Source organism: Arthrobacter sp. GCM10027362 (assembly GCF_042679445.1).
Lineage (GTDB): Bacteria > Actinomycetota > Actinomycetes > Actinomycetales > Micrococcaceae > Crystallibacter.
The window spans coordinates 1-21,365 of the sequence record NZ_JBHTML010000037.1 but is presented as its reverse complement, the minus strand read 5'-3'; the positions used below and the strand labels follow the sequence as shown (position 1 = coordinate 21,365).

At 66.7% G+C, this 21,365-nt stretch carries 20 protein-coding genes; 12 read left to right on the top strand and 8 right to left on the bottom strand.

Features of this window, described 5'->3' with window-relative positions; genetic code table 11:
• The first annotated feature begins 62 nt into the window (after nt 1-62).
• Together ACFQ36_RS08090 and ACFQ36_RS08085 are read left to right on the top strand one after the other, a co-directional pair.
• A complete protein-coding gene (locus tag ACFQ36_RS08090) occupies nt 63-1,055 on the top strand; it encodes a DMT family transporter (RefSeq protein ID WP_377012403.1) in 993 nt (330 codons plus the stop codon).
• A gap of 55 nt (nt 1,056-1,110) precedes the next feature.
• Nucleotides 1,111-1,368, top strand: coding sequence for a hypothetical protein (locus ACFQ36_RS08085; RefSeq protein ID WP_377012401.1), 258 nt, complete (start codon nt 1,111-1,113; stop codon nt 1,366-1,368).
• A gap of 94 nt (nt 1,369-1,462) precedes the next feature.
• Here the strand turns inward: ACFQ36_RS08085 and ACFQ36_RS08080 are convergent, their stop codons facing one another.
• Nucleotides 1,463-2,107 carry a GntR family transcriptional regulator gene (locus ACFQ36_RS08080; protein ID WP_377012398.1) on the bottom strand — a complete coding sequence of 215 codons (645 nt, stop codon included), beginning with the start codon at nt 2,105-2,107 and terminating at the stop codon, nt 1,463-1,465.
• A 218-nt stretch (nt 2,108-2,325) separates the two neighbouring features.
• Here ACFQ36_RS08080 and ACFQ36_RS08075 point away from each other — a divergent pair, with 218 nt between their 5' ends.
• From ACFQ36_RS08075 to ACFQ36_RS08030, 10 genes are all read left to right on the top strand, one after another.
• A complete protein-coding gene (locus tag ACFQ36_RS08075) occupies nt 2,326-3,339 on the top strand; it encodes an ABC transporter substrate-binding protein (RefSeq protein WP_377012396.1) in 1,014 nt (337 codons plus the stop codon).
• Nucleotides 3,340-3,446: 107 nt separating this feature from the next.
• Nucleotides 3,447-5,786 carry an arylsulfatase gene (locus ACFQ36_RS08070; RefSeq protein WP_377012394.1) on the top strand — a complete coding sequence of 780 codons (2,340 nt, stop codon included), beginning with the start codon at nt 3,447-3,449 and terminating at the stop codon, nt 5,784-5,786.
• Between the two features lie 17 nt (nt 5,787-5,803).
• Nucleotides 5,804-6,619 (top strand): SDR family NAD(P)-dependent oxidoreductase, encoded by an 816-nt coding sequence (locus ACFQ36_RS08065; protein ID WP_377012392.1) that lies wholly within the window; start codon nt 5,804-5,806, stop codon nt 6,617-6,619.
• 38 nt (nt 6,620-6,657) lie between these two features.
• The gene (locus tag ACFQ36_RS08060) at nt 6,658-7,473 is read left to right on the top strand and encodes an ABC transporter ATP-binding protein (RefSeq protein ID WP_377012390.1); all 816 of its coding nucleotides are present in this window, start codon (nt 6,658-6,660) and stop codon (nt 7,471-7,473) included.
• Nucleotide 7,474: 1 nt separating this feature from the next.
• Entirely contained in the window at nt 7,475-8,308 is an 834-nt protein-coding gene (locus ACFQ36_RS08055) for an ABC transporter permease (protein ID WP_377012388.1), read from the top strand.
• A 98-nt stretch (nt 8,309-8,406) separates the two neighbouring features.
• On the top strand, nt 8,407-9,885 hold the full coding sequence (locus tag ACFQ36_RS08050) for an aldehyde dehydrogenase (protein WP_377012386.1): 1,479 nt from the start codon (nt 8,407-8,409) through the stop codon (nt 9,883-9,885).
• 93 nt (nt 9,886-9,978) lie between these two features.
• Nucleotides 9,979-10,992, top strand: a complete 1,014-nt coding sequence (locus ACFQ36_RS08045; RefSeq protein WP_377012384.1) for an ABC transporter substrate-binding protein — start codon at nt 9,979-9,981, stop codon at nt 10,990-10,992.
• Between the two features lie 8 nt (nt 10,993-11,000).
• Entirely contained in the window at nt 11,001-12,668 is a 1,668-nt protein-coding gene (locus ACFQ36_RS08040) for a flavin-containing monooxygenase (RefSeq protein WP_377012382.1), read from the top strand.
• 35 nt (nt 12,669-12,703) lie between these two features.
• Nucleotides 12,704-13,786 carry a Zn-dependent alcohol dehydrogenase gene (locus tag ACFQ36_RS08035; protein WP_377012380.1) on the top strand — a complete coding sequence of 361 codons (1,083 nt, stop codon included), beginning with the start codon at nt 12,704-12,706 and terminating at the stop codon, nt 13,784-13,786.
• Nucleotides 13,787-13,910: 124 nt separating this feature from the next.
• Nucleotides 13,911-14,711, top strand: a complete 801-nt coding sequence (locus ACFQ36_RS08030; protein WP_377012378.1) for an SDR family NAD(P)-dependent oxidoreductase — start codon at nt 13,911-13,913, stop codon at nt 14,709-14,711.
• Nucleotides 14,712-14,722: 11 nt separating this feature from the next.
• Here ACFQ36_RS08030 and ACFQ36_RS08025 read toward each other — a convergent pair whose 3' ends face one another.
• The 7 genes from ACFQ36_RS08025 to ACFQ36_RS07995 form a co-directional block, all read right to left on the bottom strand.
• The gene (locus tag ACFQ36_RS08025) at nt 14,723-15,337 is read right to left on the bottom strand and encodes a helix-turn-helix domain-containing protein (protein ID WP_377012376.1); all 615 of its coding nucleotides are present in this window, start codon (nt 15,335-15,337) and stop codon (nt 14,723-14,725) included.
• 76 nt (nt 15,338-15,413) lie between these two features.
• Nucleotides 15,414-16,271, bottom strand: coding sequence for a 3-hydroxyacyl-CoA dehydrogenase family protein (locus ACFQ36_RS08020; protein ID WP_377012374.1), 858 nt, complete (start codon nt 16,269-16,271; stop codon nt 15,414-15,416).
• Entirely contained in the window at nt 16,271-17,455 is a 1,185-nt protein-coding gene (locus ACFQ36_RS08015) for a thiolase family protein (protein ID WP_377012372.1), read from the bottom strand. Before ACFQ36_RS08015 ends, ACFQ36_RS08020 begins: the two co-directional genes overlap by 1 nt.
• Nucleotides 17,456-17,514: 59 nt before the next feature.
• Nucleotides 17,515-18,777 carry an acyl-CoA dehydrogenase family protein gene (locus ACFQ36_RS08010; protein WP_377012370.1) on the bottom strand — a complete coding sequence of 421 codons (1,263 nt, stop codon included), beginning with the start codon at nt 18,775-18,777 and terminating at the stop codon, nt 17,515-17,517.
• A gap of 51 nt (nt 18,778-18,828) precedes the next feature.
• The gene (locus ACFQ36_RS08005; RefSeq protein ID WP_377012368.1) at nt 18,829-19,599 is read right to left on the bottom strand and encodes an SDR family NAD(P)-dependent oxidoreductase; all 771 of its coding nucleotides are present in this window, start codon (nt 19,597-19,599) and stop codon (nt 18,829-18,831) included.
• A gap of 29 nt (nt 19,600-19,628) precedes the next feature.
• Nucleotides 19,629-20,642: an LLM class flavin-dependent oxidoreductase gene (locus ACFQ36_RS08000; protein WP_377012366.1), complete on the bottom strand. Its 1,014-nt coding sequence runs from the start codon at nt 20,640-20,642 to the stop codon at nt 19,629-19,631.
• A gap of 11 nt (nt 20,643-20,653) precedes the next feature.
• A partial coding sequence (locus tag ACFQ36_RS07995) for an acetate--CoA ligase family protein (protein WP_377012364.1) occupies nt 20,654-21,365 on the bottom strand: 712 nt, incomplete at its 5' end.

Here is a 21,365-nt window from a genome sequence, read left to right as displayed (position 1 = left end):
GCGCAGCCGCCTCCCACTCCTCGCCGGCTCGGAGCGGGGCCCTCGGCGGCTACGCTGGAGGGGTGGCAGGTGAAGCGCAGCCCCGGTTCCGGATTCCGGCCCCGGCCGCCGTCGTACTGGCAATGGCCGGCGGAGCCGGGCTGGCGGTGCAGGGCAGGCTCAACAGCGCGCTCGGGCTGGCCCTGCAGGACCGGATCGGGGCATCGCTGATCAGCTTTGGGACCGGATTTGCCGCGGTGCTGCTGTTCGCGCTGGCGGTGCCGGCGGTCCGGGCCCGGTTGTCCGGCTTGGGGCAGGCGATCCGGCAGGGAAGCTATCCCTGGTGGTACCTGCTGGCCGGCGCCGCGGGCGCGTTCTATATCTTCACCCAGACGGCCACCATCGGGGAGGTGGGCCTGTCCTTGTTCACTATTGCCATCGTTACCGGCCAGATGGTCTCCGGCCTGCTGGTGGACAGGCGCGGGCTCGGGGCCGGACGCAGCATTGCGGTGAGCCCGCTGCGGTTGGGCGCTGCCGCGCTGGCGCTGGTGGCAGCCATCCTCGCCGCGGTCCCGCATTTCGACGGCGGTGGGCAGCACGCGCTGCTGCTGGTGCTGATGCTCCTGCCGCTGCTGGCAGGCCTGCTGCAGAGCGTGCAGCAGGGCATGCTGGCCCGGGTGGCCGCGGTGCACGGCAGTCCGGCCGTGTCGACGCTGCTGAATTTCGGTGTCGGCGCCGGACTGCTGCTGGCGGTGTGGCTGGTCCAAGCCGCGGCCGGCGGCCGGGCGGTGCTGGCCGGGCCCGCATGGTGGCTGTACCTGGGCGGACCGCTGGGCACTTTGGTGCTCGGTTCGGCCATTATCTGCACGGCCAGCGTCGGTGTCCTGGTCATGACGCTGGCGGTCACCGGCGGACAACTGGCCGCCTCGGTGGTGCTGGATGCGCTCTGGCCGTCCGCCGGAAGCGTGCTCGACGCCGCGACGATGGCCGGGGTCGGGCTGACGTGGCTGGCACTGCTGCTGGCCGCGCGGCCGTGGGCCGGCCGAAGGTTAAAAGACCCCCGGGAAGAAACCTAACCAAGTACCACCAGTGTCCTGCGCCTGGAATTCGTTTCCTAATCATAAATGTGGCATGGCGACTGTCGGAAGGCCACAGGCGCCGCTGGAACTGTCGGATGAGGCGCGGGAGACGCTGACGAATGTGGAGTCGGCGAACCCGGACGGGGACCTCGCGGTCATCACCGAAAGCCTCTCCTCCCACAATAGTCTCTCCACCGAGGCGGCCACGGCCCTGGCCACCGCCCAACTCACTGCCCGCGCACAACCCTGGATCCGGGACGGCCTGCCCCGCCGGCCCGTACCCTGCGCCGCCGCTTTGTCTACCCTTTGAGGAACCCAGCGCTAGCTTCTACCACGCCGCCCCAAGGGCACCCCGGCCGGGAAGCTCCGCGGCCAACATCCGGCATCGTGACGCGCACAGTTTTTCAGCTGGCGATGCGACCGGCGAGGTAGTCGGCCACAAAAATATCCTTGGTGGCGAGAATATGTGCCCGCGAGAGGCTTTCCGCTCTTGTGGCGTTCTGCGCCTTCAGTGCTTCTATGACCTCGCTGTGGACGTTCCAGACATCGTGCCCCCGCTTTTGGGCCAAGTATCGGTTGAGCCAGGCGAGCTGGAACCTTGAGTTCTCAATGAAACTGCGTATCTGGTTGCTTCCGGAGATCCGAGCCATCTCCAACTGAAACATCGAATTGAACAGGCCTGCTTGATGCCAGTCCTCCTCATCGACAGCCCTTCGACCTGAGGTGACGATGCCGGCCAGAGCCTCGATGTCGCCATCTGTCCGGCGCTCAGCGGCAAGGGCGGCAGCGAATCCTTGGAGCACCGCCCGCATCTCAAGCAACTCGATCACGTCGCGGGCGCTTCGCCGGGCAACAAGGGCGCTCTGACCGGGTCGCAACTCCACGAGCCCCTGCTGTCCTAGCCGTTGCAGCGCTTCGCGGACCGGAACACGGGAGACCCCGAGCCGGCGGGCCAGCTGTGTCTCGACCAGAGCCGAACCTGGGGGAAGGCTACCGTCGATGATCCAGTTGCGGATCGCTTCCAGGGCCTTGTCGGAACGGGCCTGCATGGGAGCGCTTGAGCCCTCGCATGGTCTGTGGAGCTGCTGCATTCCGCCAGTATACGAAACTTCCGCCCCAGGGCAATGCGCGGTTCATCGGGGTCCGCGGGCGCGACTGGTAAGGTGCTCCGCAGCCGCGGCCCCTCGTTGACCGTCGCCCATATTCATGAATATGATCCATCTCATACTCGGTATACAGGTGGTCTACGCGGCTGAAGGAGTACCCAATGAAGGCTTGGAGAAAGATGGCGGGAGTCGTACTCGCCATTGGGCTGGTCGCTGGTGCGACCGGTTGCAGTTCGAACGGTGCGGCCGCCGAGCAGCAGAAGTCGACGCTGACGGTGGGGGTCCAAGAACCTTTCAGCGCATACCACATCGAGGTCGGCGTGGCCCAGGGCTTCTTCCGTGAGGTGGGCATCGACGAGGTCGAGACCCGAGTTTTCACCTCCGTCCCGTCGATGCTCACCGCAGTCGGCAAGGGACAAATCGAAGCCGGCATACAGGGCATTCCCTCGGTCTGGAACTACAACCAGAGCACTGGCGGCTCGAAGCTGAAGATCTTCTCCAATAAGGCCTTCAACACGACTCACTGGGCGGTTGGCAAGAAATTCACGGACGCGGTGACCCAAGGTAGCTATCAAGAGATCGTCAAGGCTTGGGAGGGCAAGCGGATCGGCGTCCCGGTCCTGTCGGGACTTGTCTACAACGACCTGCGGTACATGCTGACCCAAGCCGGGCTGAATCCAGACAAAGACGTCGAGATCATTGCCGTCGGTTCTGGCGAGCCAGCAGCGACGGCTTTGAAGAAAGGCCTCGTGGACGTTCTTGGCACCTCGGCGACCGCTCTTGCGCTTGTGGACACCCAGGGCATCGGCACTCCGGTGATGGAAGGCGTGGAGACCCCGTCGACAGGGTCGATCACAACCGCCTGGTTCACCTCCGAAGCGCAGCTTGGGGAGAACCCCGAGTTCTACAAAAAGATCGCCGAAGGCGTTGCCAAGTCCAAGCAGTTCATCTTGGACCCTGCCAACAAGGACGCCGTCGTGAAAGTCCTCACCGAAAAGATGGGGCTGACCGAGGACGTCGCCCTTAGGCTTTACGAGATCGACCGTCCGGGGTGGGACGACCCGCTCAACCGCGAGACGTTCGAGCGCTCGATCAAATCTCTGACAAGGAGCGGGAGCCTGCCTGGCGCCGCCCCTTCCTACGAAGACGTTATTGCCGGCGACATCGCCCGGTGAGAGTGATTTCCCAGTTTCTGCCATCGTGTCGGCGCCAACACCGATTCGGCTGCGGAGGCCCAACGACGAACTGCTTCTACTTCTAACAGCCCCGGAGGAGAACGAGTATGTCCCATAGCGATAACGGCCAGGGGAATGGCCGAACCTATCCCGGCTTCAAGGGAAAGATCGGCCGGACGTTCCGGTCGAGTGAGCCCTGGTGGCCGCCGCGCACCGCCGCGCCCAAGGAGTCGCCGAACGTCGTGGTCGTGCTGGCCGACGACATCGGCTTCTCCGACTGGGGGTGCTACGGGTCGGAACTGAGCACTCCGAACATCGACCGGTTGGCCGCCAGCGGTGCGCAGTTCGTGAACTACCATTCCACCCCCCTGTGTTCTCCCACCCGGGCAGCGCTGATGACCGGCCGCAATCCGCATTCAGTCGGCATGGGGTACGTCGCCAACCTCGATCCGGGGTTCCCTGGGTACACCGCGGTTCTTCCGGAGAACCAGCCGACCATGGCAGAGGTCTTCCGCGCCAACGGCTACAGCACCTTCATGCTGGGCAAGTGGCACTTGACGCGTGATTCGGAATGTTCCGAGGCCGGGGACAAGAGCTCTTGGCCGCTGCAGCGTGGCTTCGACGAGTTCTACGGATTCCTCGACCCCATGACTAACCTGCATCATCCGCATCGGCTCTACGACGGCAACAGCGTCGTGCAAACCGACCGCTACGAGCCGGGGTACTACCTGACCGACGATCTCACCGACCGCGCGGTCTCGATGATCAAGGCCACGAAGACCGCGAACCCGGACAAGCCCTTCTTCATGTACTTTGCGCACGGTGCCGTGCACGCGCCGCTGCACGCCAAGCGTGAGGACATTGCCCGGCACATGGGTAAGTACGGCATCGGCTGGGACGCCCTGCGCGAGCAGCGGCTCGCCCGCCAAAAAGAGCTGGATGTCGTCGCCCGGGACACGGTCCTGCCGCCTCGAAATGCCGAACCCGGCGAAGAGGTGCAGGTGTGGGACGAGCTTCCCGCGGAGGTGCAGAACCTCTTCGCGCGCTACATGGAGGTCTATGCCGCCATGGTGGAGAGCATCGACCAGAGCGTCGGCCGGCTGATGCAGACGCTGGAGCAGCTGGGCGAGCTGGACAACACCGTCATCATTGTCACGAGCGACAACGGCGCGTCCCGCGAAGGGCAGGCCCAGGGAGCAAGCAACTATCAGCGCGGCGTTCTCCCCGAACCAGGTAAACGTGCCCTCGGCGAAGACAGCTTGAGGTTCGACCTTGAACACATCGACGACATCGGCGGCCCCAACACCTGGCCGCACTACCCCCGAGGCTGGGCCATGGCCTGCAACACCCCCTTCCGGCTCTACAAAACCACCACCTTCGCCGGCGGCCACCGGGTGCCTTTCGTCGTCGGGCTGCCCGAACGCCTGCGTGCGGAGGCAAGCGGGCTGCGTAGGCAATACGTGCATGTGGTCGATGTCCTGCCCACGCTGGTGGATCTGCTCAACCTCCGGATGCCAGCGGAGCGGCACGGACTGGCAGCCGACCCGATGGACGGACAGAGCTTCGCCCGGGCGCTGCGCAGCATCGACGCGCAGGTGGGCCGCGACGAGCAGTACTACGAGTGCATCGGCAACCGCGCCTACTACAAAGACGGCTGGGAGGTCGTCACGAAGCGGGTCCCGAGCACGCCGTTCAGCGAGGAAAAGTGGGCCCTCTACAACCTCGAGGAAGACCCCACGCAGTTGAACGACCTCTCCGATAGGCACCCCGAACGCGTCAAGGAGATGGTCGAAGCGTGGGAGAAGGCGGCCTGGGACAACCAGGTCTTCCCACTCTACGAGGGCGACGGCATCTGGCAGCTGATCCGCCCGGAGTGGGAGAAGGTTCTCAGCAGACCTGTCCGGCTGCTTCCCGGAACGCCGACCACCGAGCGGTACCGGACGCTCCAGCTGCTCAATGGCCGGTCCTTCCAAGTGGTCGTTGACTGGAGCTACTTCCACGGCGACGAGGGTGTTGTCTTCGCCCACGGCGGCCAGGAGTCCGGGTACGTCCTGTATGTCGAAGACAACCGGCTGCACTTTGTGGAGAACTACGGCAGCCAGATGATCGAGCTGCCCAGCGTGGAACTGCCCTCGACCAGCCAGCAGGTCGTCGTGGAGTTCAACGCCCGCGAGGCGTCGAAGTGGCACATCAGCCTCCACGTCGACGGGGAGGTGGCGGTCGAAGACCACGAGGTCCCCCGGATCATCGGCTACGTCCCCTTCGAAGGCATCGATGTCGGCATTGACCGCCGGTCGCCAGTGTCGTGGGAGCTCTACGAACGCCGCGGCCCCTTCCCCTTCACCGGGGAGATCACCGCGGTCACCTACATCCCCGGCGAGTTGTCGGGCGACTCGAACGAAAAGGTCCTGGAACGGCACCTGGCCATGGGCACGGCGTACGAATGAGTGGAACGGAGCAACAGATGAAGGCACAGCAAACGGCGAACGGCCGGCTCGCGGACAAGGTGGTGCTGATCACCGGCGCGGGATCCGGCCTGGGGCAGGCCTCGGCGCTGCGATTCGCGGAGGAGGGCGCGTTGGTGGCATGCGTGGACTTGTCGGAGTCTACGGTCGCGGTCACCGCCGACAAGATCATTGGCGCCGGCGGCCAGGCAATCGCACTCGGAGCCGACGTCTCCTCAGCCAAGGACGCTGAGCGGATGACCGCCGCCACGATCAAAGCGTTCGGCCAGGTCGACGTCGTTTTTGCCAACGCGGGCATCGGCGGCCCCGGCAACGCGATGGACCTCGAGGAAGACGTCTGGGACCGCGTGATCGACGTGGATCTCAAGGGCGTGTGGCTCTCTTCGAAGTTCGCGCTGCGGAACATGGTCGCACGGGGCAGCGGCACGATCCTCAATACCGCCAGCATAGGCGGGCTTGTCGGCGTCAGGGGCATCTTCCCCTACGCCGCCGCGAAGGGCGGTGTCATCGCGATGACCAAGCAGCTCGTCGTGGATTTCGGGCCCAAGGGGATTCGCGCCAACGCGATCTGCCCCGGCACGGTTCCGACCCCGTTGGTCACCGACACTTACGTCGCACGGGTGAAGGCTGCCGGATCAACGAACATCGAGGCTGACGCGCAGGCCGGGCTCGACGAGATGGCGAAGAAGTACCCGGCCGGCCGACTTGGTCGGGTCGAGGACGTCGCTGCGCTGGCGCTGTTCCTGGCCAGCGACGAGTCGTCCTGGATCACAGGCCAGGCAATCAATGTTGACGGTGGCTACACCGCCGCCTAGGCGACGGCTCGAGACCCAGATGAGGACCGGACATGTCAGTGAGAATCGAAGATCGGCAGACGCCAGCGAGCATCACGGTCGAGGACCTGGAGGTGGTCTTCCCGCCTCCCACCCCGGATGATCCGCCCGCGGTGGCGGTGGACGGGGTGAGCTTTGAGATCAATACCGGTGAACTCGTAGTCCTGGTTGGGCGCAGTGGTTGCGGGAAGACGTCCGTGCTCAACGTACTGGCGGGGCTCTACAAGCCCACCTCGGGTAGCGTTTCGATCGTCGGCAAGCCGCCGCTGGCGGCGCGCGACCACATCGGCTACATGTTCGCCCGAGACGGACTGCTGCCCTGGAGGACCGCCCGCCGCAACGTGGAGTTCGCGTTGGAGATCCGGTACGGAAGGTCCCTCTCCCGTTCCGAGCGCAAAGCGCGCGCGATCGAGTACATCGAAAAGGTCGGCGTGGGGCACGCCCTGAACAGGTATCCCTGGCAGCTGTCCAACGGCATGCGGCAGCGCGTGGCCCTGGCCCGGACCTGGGCGATCGAACCGGACGTGCTCTTCATGGACGAGCCGTTCGCGGCACTCGACGCCCAGACGCGCGCCGAGGTTCAAAGGGAGTTCCTCGACGTGTGGACACGGGACAAGAAGACTGTCGTGTTCGTGACGCACGACCTCAAGGAGGCGATTCTCTTGGCGGACCGCATCATCGTGATGCGCGGCGGGAAGGTGGTCGACCAAGTGAGCGTGGACATCGCCCGGCCTCGTGACGAGAACATGATCGAGGAAGACCCGGCCTACCGCAGCATGCACCACCGCCTCATCGAAGGGCTGCAACTCGACCACGTTCCGAGCAGGGAGATCTGAGATGTCCATGGTGACCCAAGCGACCCCTGCGGCGACAAAGACTGCCCGGCCGCCGCAGAGAAAACGGACACAGCTCAACCCCAAATCAGTCCTTTGGTTGTTCCTGGCGCGTGTGGGGTTTCTCGGACTACTGCTCGGCGGCTGGCAGCTCATCGCCACCTACGAGCTCGTGGACCCGTCGGTCAGCAGCTCGCCGGGCGCGGTCATGGCCTGGCTCGCGGAGGCACTCACCGGATCCAAATTGTGGATCAACCTTCAAGCCACCCTGACCGCATCCCTCATGGCGTGGGTACTGGCCAGCGTCGTGGGGACGTTCATCGGCATCGCTCTGGCGCTCCTCCCCCGGGTCGAGAAGGTCGTCAACCCTTACCTCAGCGCCTTCAACGCGATGCCCCGAATCGCCTTGGCGCCTCTCTTCGTCGTGGCGTTCGGCCTCACCATCAACTCCAAGATCGCGCTGGCATTCTCGATCGTGGTGTTCATGGCCATCAATGCGGCCAGGACCGGGGTCGCGTCGCTGGACATCGACCACACCAGGCTCGCGGAAGTGCTCGGCGCCAGCAAGGTTGAGCGCTTCTTCAAGATCCTGTTGCCGGTGGCCGTCCCTTCGATCTTCGGTGGGCTGCGGCTTGGTCTGATCTATGCCTTGCTGGGTACGCTGACGGCGGAACTGATCGGCTCAGTGGACGGTATCGGCCAGCAGTTGCAGGAGGCAGCCGGGCTGTTCCAGACGGACGCGATCTACGGACTGCTCATCGTGTTGGCGATCACTGCCACCCTGATCAATGCCGGGATGAGCGGCATTGAGCGCAAGATCCTTCGCTGGCAGCCGTAGCGGGCGGTTGCGGGCCCGCAGCCGTCCGATGACCCCACGACTCAGAAGGCACAGACCCCTCGGATCAGCCCGCGGGGCAACAGGCAAGGGAGGTTGACATGGTTGCTGGGACAACGCACGACAACATGGTCAGGCGGGACAAGCTTTTCATCGCCGGTGCGTGGCAGGAGGCTGCCGGGCACCTTGAGGTTGTGAATCCCGCTAATCTACGGCCTGTTGGGGTCACTGCGGTGGCCACCACGGCCGACGCACACCAGGCTGTCTCCGTCGCCCAAGAGGCCTTTGCCTTCGGCGTGTGGCGGATGGAGAAGCCGTCGTACCGCGCCGCCGTCCTGCGCGAGGCGGCCGACATACTGGAGAGGAAGTCCGAGGCGCTGGTTTCGCTGGTCACCGATGAACTCGGCTGCACGGTCCGCGCCGCGCGGACCGCGGCGGTGCCGAACCCGATCCGCCACCTGCGTTACTACGCCGACCTGATTGAATCCACCCACCTGGAGGAGACACGCAGCCACGGAGGCGCCTCGAGCCTCGTGGTGCGCGAGCCGGTAGGAGTCGTCGCCGCGATCACGCCGTGGAATGCTCCATTGTTCGGCCCTACGCTCAAGGTGGCGCCGGCCTTGGCGGCCGGCTGCTCCGTTGTGCTCAAGCCGGCACTCGAGGCGCCCCTCTCCGCATACGAATTGGCCGACGCCTTCGCTGAGGCGGGACTCCCGCCGGGCGTATTGAGCATCATCCCCGGAGACGGTGCCGTCGGCGAGCACCTGGTCACGCACCCGGGAGTCGACAAGGTCGCCTTCACCGGCAGCACCGCCGTCGGCCGCCGAATCATGGCATTGTGCGGAGAACGGATCGCGCGTGTCTCCCTGGAGCTCGGCGGCAAGTCTGCGGCGGTCATCCTCGACGACGCCGACATCGAGACCGTCGCAGAACAGCTGTTGCCCATGATCCTCCTGGTCAACGGCCAGGCGTGCATCGCCCAGTCCCGCGTGCTGGTGCCACGCAGCCGCAAGTCCGCGATCGTGGAGGCCCTTGCGGACGCGGTCGCCAAGGTGCGGGTGGGCAACCCGTACGCCGAGGACACGACGGTGGGGCCGCTCGTGAGCGAACGGCAACTAAGGCGGGTCGAGGAATACATCGGCATCGGTGTCATCGAGGGCGCCCGGGTGGTTGTCGGTGGTGGCCGTCCATCGCCCGACGACGTCGGGCCCGGCTACTACTTCGAGCCCACCCTGCTTTCCGAGGTGGAGAACAACATGCGGGTCGCCCAGGAGGAGATCTTCGGACCGGTGCTGGGCGTGATCGAGTACGCTGACACCGCCGAAGCCGTCGCCATCGCTAACGACTCGGTCTACGGGCTCTCGGGCTCCGTCTGGACCGGCGACCCGGCGCGCGGGCTGGAGGTTGCCCGGCAGTTGCGCACCGGGATGGTAAGCATCAATGGCTCACCGCAGGCCTTCGGCTCTCCGTTCGGCGGCTTCAAACAGTCCGGGATCGGGCGCGAAATGGGGCCGGAGGGCCTGCAAGAGTACCTGGAGACCAAATCGATCGCTCTCGGCGACACCCTCCCCACATCCTGACAGCCCCTCACGGGACACCTTCACGCAATTCCTGGGCGTAATTCACATTACAACGGCATACGACCGGTATGCCGACGACGATTGGGAGACGACATGAGTTCAACGCGCAGGGCCATTGCGACAGCTGCCATGCTGGCGTTGGTGACGATGACCGCCGCATGCGGCAGTGACGGCCAAGCATCGGCGAAGGGCGGCGAGAACCCGACCATCACGTTCGGCGTCCAGGACCCCGCGCAGGCGCTACTGCTTGAAATCGCCCTTGAGCAGGGCTATCTCGATGGAGCCGGCATCAAGGATGTCGAGAGCAAGGTCTTCACGTCGGTACCGGCCATGCTCACCGCGGTCGGCAAGGAACAGATCGAGATGGCGGTCCAGACGGTCCCGGCCGTGTGGAACTACAACCAGACCTCCGGCGGCTCACAGCTGAGGATTATCGCCGGCAACGGCACCAACACCACCCGAATCACGGTCCCCACCGGCTCCGAACAGCCGCAGACCCCCGAGCAGCTGGTCGATTCGTGGCGGGGCAAGAAGATTGGTGTGCCGGTGCTGGCGGGGCTCAACTTCGATGCGACGAAGGCTCTCATCAAGAGGCACGGCCTCGACCCGGAACGCGACATGGAGTTGGTCGCGATCGGCACGGCCGGTGCCGCCGTCGCTGCGCTTGAGAAGGGACTCGTGGACGTGCTCGTCCAAGGTTCCACCGTAGCGGCACTTGCCGAGGAACAGGGCGTGGGCACCGAAGTGCTGGACGGTACCCAGCTTCCGAACTCCGGGGTGTTGCAGATCGTCTTCGTCACCGCTGCACAGAACATCGAGGCCGACGCGGAACGCTGGCAGGCCATCGCCGAAGGCATCGAGAAGGCGAAGGACTGGTACGAGGACGAAGCCAACAAGGAAAAAGTGGTGGAGATCTACCAGGGCTTCGACTACAGCGCCGAGATGGCGTCCATCGCCTACGACTCCGACCGCGCGGCCGCCACCTACTCCGACGACATCAACCAAGAGATGTTCGACCGGAGCATCGACTACATGCAGGAGGTCGGGGCGTTCACGGGCGCAGTGCCCGCATGGGACGACGTCATGGCCGGGTTCATGGCGCGATGAGCAACGTCGTGACATCGCCAGCGCCGGATCGTGAAGGCGAGGTCCCGTCCTACGACGTGGTCGTCGTCGGTGCCGGCTTCGCCGGCCTTTACATGCTGCACCGCCTCCGACAGGCGGGGTTCACCGTGCGGGTCTTCGACAAGGCTGGTGACGTCGGGGGCACTTGGTACTGGAACCGCTACCCTGGCGCCCGTTGCGACGTGGAGAGCCTGTTCTATTCGTATTCGTTCGACAACAGTCTCCAGCAGGAGTGGGAGTGGACGGAGCGGTACCCGACCCAGCCGGAAATCCTGCGATACCTGCAGCACGTGGCCGACAGGTTCGATCTCCGGGATGCGATCAGCCTCGGGACTACGGTTCAGGGAATGACCTTCGACGACGGCGCCGGCATCTGGGCTGTTCACACCGACGTCCACGGCACGGTTCGGTCAAGGTTCGTCATCGCGGCGACCGGGTGCCTGTCGGTGCCGATGATGCCCTCGCTGCCCGGCATGGAGACCTTCAGAGGCAGGTCGGTCCACACCGGGGACTGGCCACACGACGGGGTCGACGTCAGCGGACTGCGGGTCGCGGTCATCGGGACCGGTTCCTCCGGCGTCCAGGTGATCCCCCAATTGGCCGCTGACGCTGCTGAACTGACCGTCTTCCAACGGACTCCGAACTTCGGGATGCCGGCCCGCAACCGACCCTTGCAGCCTGGAGAACAGCAACAGGTCAAGCGCGCCTACCCCCGGCTGCGTGAGGAGGCCCGCAGGACCTCCGCGGGGACGATCGTGCCCCGCAGCGGGCTCAACGCCGTCGGGACTGATCCTGCACGGGTCCGGCAGGAACTCGAAGCGGCATGGGCGCTCGGGGGCAGCGGCATCCTGGCGCGCTTCGAGGACATTCTTGTCAGCCACGAGGCCAACGACATGGTTGCGGCGTTCCTCCGTGAGCGGATCCGCGAGATTGTGGAGGACCCCACCACCGCGGCGGCCCTGTGCCCGGCCGGTTTCCCCGTCGGCGCCAAGCGCGTTACCGTCGGAACCAACTATTTCGAAAGCTTCAACCAGCCGAACGTGCGCCTCGTCGACACCCGCGCTGATCCGATCCAACGGATCACGCCATACGGCGTGCGCACCCAGGAAGAGGAGCACGAGAGCGACGTCATCGTCTACGCCACCGGCTTCGATGCCATGACCGGCGCCCTGTTGCGGATGGACATCCGCGGCTCCGGCGGCACCTCCCTGAGCCAGCGGTGGGAGGCGGGGCCCCATACGTACCTGGGGCTGGGCATCGCTGGGTTTCCGAACCTGTTCATCATCGCCGGCCCCGGCAGCCCGTCCGTGCTGGGCAATGTCCTGGTCTCCATAGAGCAGCATGTCGAGTGGATCGGCGATTACCTTGAGCATCTGCGCGAGAGCGGGATCACCCGCACCGAAGCGGAGCCGTCCGCCCAGGAAGCGTGGGTCGTCCACGTCAACGAGGTGGCCGGCGAGACGCTTTTCCTGGAGGCTGCATCGTGGTATATGGGTGCGAACGTTCCGGGCAAGCCCCGGGTGTTCATGCCCTACGCAGGCGGCTTCTGGAAGTACCGGCAGCTCTGCGACCGCGTGGCGCATGACGGCTACCCCGGCTTCGCACATACCCGCGTCGGAGACTCCGAGCCGGCGCTCGTTCGCTGGCAGACATCTTAGAAGGACTGGCAGACATCTCAGAAGGAGCGGTTTCCATGCTTGCTGCAGTGCTGAACGGGTTCCAGGAACGCGTTGTGATCGATGAACTCGACGTCGACGAGGTCGGGCCTGACGAGGTCTTGGTGAGGACCGTCGCAAGCGGCGTCTGCCATTCCGACCGCTCGATCCAGCAGGGTCTCCGGGACACGCCGCTCCCCCTGATCCTGGGACACGAGTCCGCCGGCGTGGTCGAGAAGGTCGGGGAGCTTGTCACCTCGCTCCAACCAGGCGACCACGTGGTCGGCTGCGCCAAGGCCCACTGCGGCAGGTGCGCGTGGTGCCAGAGCGGCCGGCAGCAGCTCTGCGTGAGCGCCGGCCATCTCCGCGCCGCCTCGGCTCCGCCGCGGCTGACCCGCCGCGGGTCGGAGGTTCGGCCGATGACGGGCCTGGGTGGATTCGCCACCCACATGCTCGTGTCCGAACGAAGCCTGGTAGCTGTTCCTCGCGAGATCCCGCTGGACCGTGCCGCGCTTCTGGGGTGCGCCGTGCTGACCGGATTCGGCGCTGTCCGGCACAGAGCACAAGTGGCGCTGGGAGACACCGTCGTGGTGATCGGCTGCGGGGGCGTGGGACTGAACGTTGTCCAGGCTGCCAAGCTTGCCGGGGCATCTGCGATCATCGCAGTGGATCTGATCGAGAGCAAACTCAACCACGCCCGGCTTTTTGGGGCGACCCACGTGGTGCATGCCGGCGAAGAGGACGTGGACGCAGTGGTGCGCGCCATCGTCGGAGGAGCCGACCACGTGTTCGAGGTCGTCGGCCGTCCGGCGACCATCGCCCAGGCCTGCCGGATGGCTAGCCCCGGGGGGACTGCCACCATCGTCGGCGCTGCCGCGCAGAACGCCACGGTGGAGATCCCCACGGAGACCCTCCTGCGGGAAATCCGGTTGCAGGGGAGCCTGATGGGATCCTCGCGCTTTCAGCTGGACATCCCGCTCTACGCCCGCATGTACCTCGAAGGCCGCCTCATGCTCGATGAGATGATCTCGGCCAGGGTCCGTCTTGAGGATGTCAACGACAGCCTCATCGCCCTGGACGGCTCCGAGAGCCTTCGGCAAGTTATCCACTTCGGGGACTGACGGACGGCGGCCCCAAGCCGCCCGGCTTGGGGCCCATCAGTACCTGCGCCTTCACAGGCCGGTGATCCGTCCGACTGGTCCCGTCGCTCCGCTTTGCTCTTACACCGCTTCAGGAGGATACCGAATGACAACGCCCGGAACGCGCATCGAAATCTCCAGCCGGCAAGCCCCCGAAACATACCGCGGAGTTGTCGTCACCGGGGCCGCCCGAGGGTTGGGCAAAGCCATTGCCCAACGCTTGGCAGCCGAAGGCGCCGCCGTCGTCGCAGTGGACACATCGGCGGAAACCCTCGACGAGACCGTCACCGGGCTGGGTTCCGGCCACGCCGCCGTGGTTGGTGACGCGGGGGACCCCGACACCCTTGCCGCGGCCATTGTAGAGGCGGAACGCCTCGGCGGAGGGCTCAAGACCTTCGTGGCGAATGCAGGGATTGCACGGCCCGGAGACAGCTTGGATTTCGCGCACGAGGACTGGGACCGGGTCCTGAACGTCAACCTGCGCGCGGCCTTCATAGGTGCGCAGATCGCCGGCAAACACATGCGCGAGGGCGGAAGCATCGTGATGCTTTCCTCGATCTGTGCTACCGAAGGCTTTGCCGCCCGTGCGGCATACTGCGCTTCCAAGGCCGGGGTTGAAGGCCTGGTCCGCTCGCTCGCCACGGAGTGGGGACCACGCGGAATCCGCGTCAATGCCGTTGCTCCCGGCACGATCAGCACGGAGATGCAGGCATCGATGGTGGCTTCGGGTCTGGTGTCCTTGGACATCTACATGGAACGCATTCCTATGGACCGCATCGGGCGGCCGGAGGAAATCGCGGATGCCGTCGAATATCTGGCCTCCGACCGGGCAAGTTACATCACCGGCGTCGTCCTTCCGGTCGACGGCGGATGGTCCGGCAGTGGGCTGCGGATCCCCGGCGCCTAGTGCTGCGTTCCTCAAAGGAGGTAGACAAAGCGGCGGCGCAGGGTGCGGGCCGGCGGAGCAGGCCGTTTGGCGCGGGTGTTGAGCCAGGCGGCGGCCCGGACGGTGGCCGTCTCGATCTGGTCGGGGCCGGTGAAGGACCGGCCGGCCAGAGCGGCTTTGCGGGACAGGCGCCAGCAGCCCTCCTGCAGGTCCGGCCGGCACGTCGATGCCTTCGGCGCGGGCCGCCTCGGTGAGAATGTCCAAGGTCCACTCGGGCGGCCCGGACTCGCCGGCGGCTTCCAGTTCCCCCGCATCGTCGCGCCCTGGCCGGCCCGGCGGATCCTGGCCGGCCAGGGCGATGATGCGGGAGCGTTCGTCCTCGCGCAGCCGGGCGGGCGCCCGGGGATCGGCAGGTCGCCGGGCCCGTCCAGTCCCTCGGCGTTGAAGCGGTGCAGCCGCTCCCGCACGGTCTTGGGATGGCAGGCCGGCTCGGCGGCAATAGCGGGAACGCGCATTCCGGCCCAGCTGCAGGTGGCCATCCGGGCCCGCAGAATCCGGTCGGCCGGGGCATGCCGGGCACCGGACAGCCAGTGGATCCTGCGCTCCTCGTCCGGATCATGCGCCGGACGGGCAAACAGCGGCTTCATGACATCGTCCTCGGCCACCCATGATGCGCCTCCAAACCCCTGTTGCCCCATACCTCCTTTGAGGAACACAGCACTACTACCGGTGGTCGTAGAAACCGCGGCCGGTCTTGGCGCCGAGCTGTCCGGCGTCCACGAGGCGGCGCAGGTTGTTCGGCACTACCAGTGCCGGATCCGGCGACTGGGCATACATCGCATCCGCGGCGGCGCAGACCACGTCCAGGCCGATGAAGTCCGCCAGCTTCAGCGGTCCCATCGGATGGCCGCAGCCCAGCGTCATCCCGTCGTCGATGGCCTCCGCTTCGGCGTAGCCGCTGTCCAGCATGCGCGCCGCCGCCAGCAGGAACGGGATCAGCAAGGCGTTGACCACAAAGCCGGGACGGTCCTCGATGACCAGGGGCGTCTTGCCCAGCGCCTCCGCTACGAACTGCCGGGCCGCCGCCACCGTGGCGTCGCTGCTGTGCACGGCGCGGATGACCTCGACCAGCGGCATGCGCGGCACCGGGTTGAAAAAGTGCAGGCCGATAAAGCGGTCCGGGTGCCCGAGTGCCCGGGCGAGCCGGGTGATGGGGATCGACGACGTGTTGGTGGCAATGAGCACGTCCCCGGCGACGCTTTCCTCCAGCGCCGCCAGGACGGAAAGCTTGACCTCGAGGACTTCCGGGACGGCCTCGATGACCAGCTGGCAGCCGGCGAGGGCTCCCATGTCTGCCGCCGGATCGAGGGCCCCGAGATACTCCGAGGCTTCCTGGGCCGGGAGCTGGCCCTTGCCGACGGACCGGTGAAGGTTCGCCTCGATCTGTTTGCGGGCGGCACTCAGGGCGTCCGGGGAGGAATCATGGAGGATAACCTGCAGGCCGGCCTGCAGTGCGCTTTCGGCGATGCCGCGCCCCATGGTCCCGGACCCGACGACGCCGACGGTGGCGATGGGCTTCATCAGGACTCCCACTTCCGGAAGAGCGCGGCGATGGCCTGCCCGCCGCCGATGCACAGCGTGGCGATGCCGAACTCCAGGTCGCGGCGCTTCAGGTCCAGGGCCACGCGCAGCGCCAGGATCGCGCCGGTGGCGCCGACCGGATGGCCGAGCGCGATTGCCCCGCCGTAGGGATTGGTCTTGGCCGGATCCAGTCCCGCGTCGCGGATGACGGCGACGGCCTGGGCGGCAAAGGCCTCATTCAGTTCGACAATGCCGATGTCGCTGGGCTGCAGGCCGGTTTCGGCGAAGAGCTTCTGCAGGGCCAAGGTGGGTGCGTAGCCCATCAGGGCCGGTTCGATGCCGGCGACGGTGACATGTTCGAGGGTCGCCAAGCCACCCAGGCCGCGTTCGCGCAGCGTGCTCTCCCGCATCAGGACCATGGCGGCGGCGCCGTCGTTGATGCCCGAGGCATTCCCGGCGGTGACGGTACCGTTCTGCCGGAAGGCCGGGCGCAGGCTGGCCAGGTTCTCCGGCGAGGTGTCCGGACGGGGATGTTCGTCCGCCGTGATCGTGACGGGGTTGCGGCCCGGGACCTTGACCGGGGTGATTTCCTCGTCGAAGGCCGCCAGCGCCGCCGGCGCGGCCGCCCGGCGCTGGCTTTCGACGGCGAATTCGTCCTGTGCCGCCCGGCTGATCTTGTACTTCTGCGCGACGTTCTCGGCGGTCACGCCCATGTGTTCATTGCTGAACGGGTCGGTGAGCATCGCGAGGGTCCCATCGACCAACGTACGGTTTCCCAGCCGCGCGTTGGCACGGGAGTTGAAGTCGAGGAAGGGCATCCGGGACATGGACTCGTCGCCGCCGGCGAGGACGACGTCCGTGGATCCCCAGCGCAGCTGCTGGGCGGCGGACCAGATCGCCTGCAGGCCGCTGCCGCACAACCTGTTCACGGTCAGCGCTGACGCCGAGGGCAGCACGCCGGCGGCCAGGGCAACGCGGCGCGCGTTGTAGGCATCCGGACCGGCCTGGCCGACGCACCCCATGATGACTTCGTCGATGTCCTCGGCGAAGACGCCGCTGCGTTCCAGCGCGGCGGTGGCGGCAACGGCACCCAGTTCATGGGCCGGCAGGCCTGCCAGGGAACCGCCGTACCTGCCGACCGGGGTCCTGGCGCCGCCGGCAATGACAATTTTTTCTTCAGACATGGTTGCTCGCTTCTCTTCGGGTATCACGGAGACGGACGGCCGCACGTGCGGGCCGGGGCTCAGCCGGCGACCTCGCGGCCAAGCAGTTGGCGGGCGATGATCCACTTCTGGATCTCGTTGGCCCCTTCGTAAATTTCGGTGACCTTGCTGTCCCGGTACAGGGCCTCGACCGGCCCGGGCGTCCCGTCGGCGCCGAGTTCCTGGGTGAACCCGAGCCCGCCGAAGAGCTGGACTGCGTCGCGGGCAATGTCGACGGCCAGGGACGTTCCGGCAATTTTGGCCATCGCGGCTTCCGGCTCGGGGAAGACATAGCCTTCATCCAGCCGCAGTGCTGCCTTGATGTAGAGTGACCGGGCGGATTCGAGCCGGAGCGCGTAGTCCGCCATCAGGAACTGCCAGTGCTGCATGCTGCCGAGCTTGGCGCCGAAGGCCTCGCGGGTGGTGAGCCTCTCGGTCATGTGGTCGAAGGCCGCCTGGGCCATGCCTACGCCGGCGGCGGCGATGGCGATCCGCCCGTAGGCCAGCATGGCCAGGGCGATCTTCAGGCCCCCGCCTTCGGACCCCAGCAGGGCCTCCTCCGGCAGGTCGACGCCGTCGAGGACGATATCCGCAGTCAGTTGGCCCTTGTTCCCGAGCTTGCGGTCCGCCCTGCCGACGGTAACGCCCGCGGCTGCGGAGGGCACGATGAACATGGACAGCCGCTCGCCCGTGCGGGCCAGGACCAGGATGACGTCGGCGACCGGAGCATTGGTGATCCACCGTTTGCGGCCCTGCAGCCGCCAGCCGGTGGCCGTCCGGCTGGCAACGGTCTGCACCGACTGGGGGCTCAGGTCGCTCGAGGAGTTGGCCTCGCTGGTGGCGAAGGCGCCGATGATTTCGCCGCGGACCAGGGGGCCGAGCCACTGCCGGCGCTGTTCGCGGGTTCCCTGGTCCAGCCCGGTCCCGGCCAGGACGCAGTGGACATCGTAGATCGCGGCCACCGAGTTGGAGTGGTAGGCCAGCTCCTCGATGGCGGCAACCGTTGCCGAGGCGGGGCGCGCCAATCCCATCCCGCCGGCGTCCGCGGGGAAGGCAAGCCGGAACAGGCCCTCGCGCGCCATCGCCTCGAAGACATCGGAGGGGAAGCCGTCCTCCACTTCGTCGCCGGTGGCGATCCGGCCGGCAACCGGAGCGATGACGACGTCGGCGAAGCGGCGGGCGCGTTCGCGCACCTCGAGCGTCTCCGAACTGGAGAGCAGGTCGTGGTACAGCCGCTCCGCCTGCCGGGCGGGGGCCCGGACGGCGGCTGCGGTGGCGGCGGGGGCGCCGGGAGCGGGGGACATGGAACCTCCAAAGGGCTGGTGGTGGACGGATGTACTGCGGCCTCGGCAGCCCTAGCTGCTGGTGTAGCCCGCGTCGACGTGAATGGTGCTCCCGGTGACATAGGAGGACAGATCGGAGGCCAGCCAAAGGGAGGCCTGGGCCACCTCCTCGGCCCGGCCGACCCGGTCCAGCAGGCTCAGCCGCGGCGCGAAGTCCTCTTCCGTCTGCCCCCGGCGGGCCAGCGAGGCCTGCAGCATGGGGGTGTCGATGGCGCCGGGCGCCACGCAGTTGACGCGGATGTTCCGGGACCCGTTCTCCATCGCGGCGGTCTTGGTCAGGCCTACCACGCCGTGCTTGGCCGCGACGTACGCCGCCGCGTTGGCCTGGGGCCGGAAACCCCGGACCGAGGAAATGTTGATGATGGACCCGCCCTCGTTTTGGGCGAGCAGTTGCCTGAGCTCATACTTCAGGGACAGGGCCACGCCCTTGAGATTGATGGACATCAGCTTGTCCCAGTAGTCCTCGTCCAGTTCGGCGAGCGGGTTGGTGTCGGGGGTGATGGCGGCGTTGTTCACCGCCACGTCCAGCCGGCCGAACCGGGCCACGACGGCCTCAACCATGCCCGCTACCTGGTCGGCCCGGGACACGTCGACGTTGACATAGCAGGCGCTGCCGCCGCCGGCCTCGATCTCGGCAACGGTTTTGGCGCCGGCTTCTGCGTTGAAATCGGCCACGGCCACCTGGGCGCCGGCCGCGGCGAAGAGCTTGGCGGTGGCCGCGCCCATGCCCATTCCGGCGCCGGTCACCAGCGCCACTTTGTCCTGCAGGACGGGGTAAGTCATCGCGGACTCTCTTTCGGGGACACGAATCGCTACTGGAAGGACGGCAGCACTTCGTTCTTGAACAGTTCCAGCGTGCGCAGCACCTGCTCCTGTCCCAGCGCATACCACTGCATGCGCAGGACGATGTAGGTCAGTCCCTGGGCCTCCAGCGCCTTCAGGGCGACGACGGCGGATTCCGGGTCGGTAAACAGATAGGAAGCGTCCGCGGTCTGTGTCGCGGCTTCCTCTGTGGTCAGATGGGCGTAATTGCCGGTCTGGTCCGGCGCGTTGTACTTGGCGTACTCGCGCGAGAGGGAATTGCGGGCGGCGAGGCCGATGGAGCGGGCGCGGTCCGCGTCCGGATCCAGGACCAGTTCGCGGCGGACGACGAACTCGGAGGCCGGGCCCAGGGCCAGGCGCTCGCGTTCGGCGCGGTAGTGGCCCAGCACGATGTCGAGCTTCTCCGGGGAGGTGTGCGGCGGAACGATCCAGGCGTCACCGAGGCGGGCGGCCCGCTCGGCGCCCTTGCGGTGCGCGCCGGCGCCGATCCAGATCTGCGGTCCGCCCTGCTGGACGGGGACGAGGCTGATCCGTTCGTCCTCGAGCCGGAAATGCTTGCCTTCAAACGTGACGCGTTCGCCGCTCCAAAGCCGGCGCACCAGCTGCACGCTTTCTTCGAAACGGCCCACACGTTCCTCCATCGGCACGCCGAAGGATTTGAATTCGTTTTCGCGGTAGCCCATGCCGAAGCCGGCGATCGCGTGGCCGTTGGAGAGGTGGTCCAGGGTGGAAAACTCCTCCGCGGCGCCGACGGGATGGCGCAGCGGCAGGATGTACATGTTGGTGCCCAGCTTCATCTCTCCGGCATCCTGGGCGAGCGCGGAGAGCAGATGCACCGGCTGCAGCGTCGGCATGCCGCCCAGGTAATGCTGCAGGACCCAGAGCGAATCGATGCCGGCCTCGCGGGCGGCACGGACCTGTTCGCGCAGCAGGCAGATGCGGCTGGCCGGCACCACGTCCTGCGGGAAATCGTTCATCAGGGCAAGCCCGAATTTCAATGCCATCTGCTGGCTCCTTAGTGGGTAGGGGTGAGGACCAGGGCGGCGTCGACGATGACGGCGCCGCCCTGCTCCGCGTCCGAAACGATGACGGGATTGAGATCGGCCTGCAGCATCCAGTCGGAGGCCGCAAACAGCTCGGAGAACCGCACGATCAGCCCGATCAGGGAATCCAGGTCGTATTTGCTGCCGCGGTACCCCTGCAGCAGGCGCCCGACGGCCAGTTCCCCGACCGCTTTCGCCGCTTCCCGCCGGTCCAGCGGGCACTGGCGGAACACGGCGTCGTCCATCAGCTCGGCCAGGACCCCGCCGGCGCCGATCATGACCAGGGGGCCGAACTTCGGGTCCCTGACGCCGCCGATGATGACCTCGGCTCCCTTGTGCAGTTCGGCCAGGAGCAGTCCCTCGGATTCCAGGCCCTGTCCGGTGACGATGCGGCCGAAGTCTGCCACGGCCTGTGCGAGTTCGGCCTCGTCGCGCAGGCCCACCCGGACCAGTCCCAGGTCGGACTTGTGCACGACGTTGGTGCAGAGCTGCTTGGCGACCAGCGGCCAGCCGATCTCCGCCGCCGCCTTGGCCGCCGCTGCCGGGTCCTCGAGCAGGACTTCGCGGGAGACGGCCAGGCCCTGCCGGGCCAGGAACGCCTTGGCCTGGTGCTCGGTCGGCAGTTCGGCCAGTTCCGCCGGCCGGGGAACCGGCCTGGCCGCGCCGTGGGCGCCGGCGGTCCGC

What these genes read in the sequence shown, in the direction of transcription:
- ACFQ36_RS08085 (WP_377012401.1), top strand. Translation starts at nt 1,111, where the DNA reads ATGGCGACTGTCGGAAGGCCACAGGCGCCGCTGGAACTGTCGGATGAG.
- ACFQ36_RS08080 (WP_377012398.1), bottom strand. Translation starts at nt 2,107, where the DNA reads ATGCAGGCCCGTTCCGACAAGGCCCTGGAAGCGATCCGCAACTGGATC.
- ACFQ36_RS08075 (WP_377012396.1), top strand. Translation starts at nt 2,326, where the DNA reads ATGAAGGCTTGGAGAAAGATGGCGGGAGTCGTACTCGCCATTGGGCTG.
- ACFQ36_RS08070 (WP_377012394.1), top strand. Translation starts at nt 3,447, where the DNA reads ATGTCCCATAGCGATAACGGCCAGGGGAATGGCCGAACCTATCCCGGC.
- ACFQ36_RS08065 (WP_377012392.1), top strand. Translation starts at nt 5,804, where the DNA reads ATGAAGGCACAGCAAACGGCGAACGGCCGGCTCGCGGACAAGGTGGTG.
- ACFQ36_RS08055 (WP_377012388.1), top strand. Translation starts at nt 7,475, where the DNA reads ATGTCCATGGTGACCCAAGCGACCCCTGCGGCGACAAAGACTGCCCGG.
- ACFQ36_RS08050 (WP_377012386.1), top strand. Translation starts at nt 8,407, where the DNA reads ATGGTTGCTGGGACAACGCACGACAACATGGTCAGGCGGGACAAGCTT.
- ACFQ36_RS08045 (WP_377012384.1), top strand. Translation starts at nt 9,979, where the DNA reads ATGAGTTCAACGCGCAGGGCCATTGCGACAGCTGCCATGCTGGCGTTG.
- ACFQ36_RS08035 (WP_377012380.1), top strand. Translation starts at nt 12,704, where the DNA reads ATGCTTGCTGCAGTGCTGAACGGGTTCCAGGAACGCGTTGTGATCGAT.
- ACFQ36_RS08030 (WP_377012378.1), top strand. Translation starts at nt 13,911, where the DNA reads ATGACAACGCCCGGAACGCGCATCGAAATCTCCAGCCGGCAAGCCCCC.
- ACFQ36_RS08025 (WP_377012376.1), bottom strand. Translation starts at nt 15,337, where the DNA reads ATGAAGCCGCTGTTTGCCCGTCCGGCGCATGATCCGGACGAGGAGCGC.
- ACFQ36_RS08020 (WP_377012374.1), bottom strand. Translation starts at nt 16,271, where the DNA reads ATGAAGCCCATCGCCACCGTCGGCGTCGTCGGGTCCGGGACCATGGGG.
- ACFQ36_RS08015 (WP_377012372.1), bottom strand. Translation starts at nt 17,455, where the DNA reads ATGTCTGAAGAAAAAATTGTCATTGCCGGCGGCGCCAGGACCCCGGTC.
- ACFQ36_RS08010 (WP_377012370.1), bottom strand. Translation starts at nt 18,777, where the DNA reads ATGTCCCCCGCTCCCGGCGCCCCCGCCGCCACCGCAGCCGCCGTCCGG.
- ACFQ36_RS08005 (WP_377012368.1), bottom strand. Translation starts at nt 19,599, where the DNA reads ATGACTTACCCCGTCCTGCAGGACAAAGTGGCGCTGGTGACCGGCGCC.
- ACFQ36_RS08000 (WP_377012366.1), bottom strand. Translation starts at nt 20,642, where the DNA reads ATGGCATTGAAATTCGGGCTTGCCCTGATGAACGATTTCCCGCAGGAC.